Below are 613 nucleotides of genomic sequence, written 5' to 3'. Positions count from 1 at the left end.
ACCTCATTAATAAACTCATCGGTGAATTCATCTAAATTCACTGCCTGATTAAATGTATCTATTATGGAAAGGAGCTTTTCACTTGCTGAATATTGAGTTAGTACTGTGTCTTTCCAGCTCACATTAGTGTTACCTCAATGTCTGCTTGTTGGATGGTAGGTATCTGATCAATACCTGCCGTTAATGACTGGGTGAAATCAACGCCATTCCCTGAAATAGATATTGAAGATATATTCACGTAATCAGGGGATATGGATATTATCGGTGCGTAATATGTTCCTGAGTTAATTCTCCCGCCAATTCTTGCTTTTGTTATACCGTCATACCCACCATTAAACACGGTTTCCACCATAGACTTAATTTGACTACTTATATCTGACGGAAGATTTTCATTAGCCTCTATTCCAACCTTAAAATAAATTCTTAACGGCGTAGCTTTTTGCCACTGTATAATGTACTGCGGGTAGGGGGCGTTATAGTTTTCTTTATCTTCGACAGTGAACGTTGCATTACCGTTAAGATTAGCTCCCGGATTTTTAGTAGTGAATATAGCCTCCGCGACATCAGCGTCCACGCCACCATAAACACAGGCATATACTGAGTGACGCAATAC

1 pseudogene is annotated in these 613 nt (G+C 39.5%); it reads right to left on the bottom strand.

Annotation, left to right across the window (positions count from 1 at the left end):
• Positions 1–118: 118 nt before the first annotated feature.
• Positions 119–613 (bottom strand): annotated as a pseudogene (locus AD970_RS19895) (baseplate J/gp47 family protein); the annotation flags it as partial.

The sequence above is a fragment of the Yersinia nurmii genome, from assembly GCF_001112925.1.
Lineage (GTDB): Bacteria > Pseudomonadota > Gammaproteobacteria > Enterobacterales > Enterobacteriaceae > Yersinia > Yersinia nurmii.
This window is presented reverse-complemented; position numbering and strand designations above follow the sequence as displayed.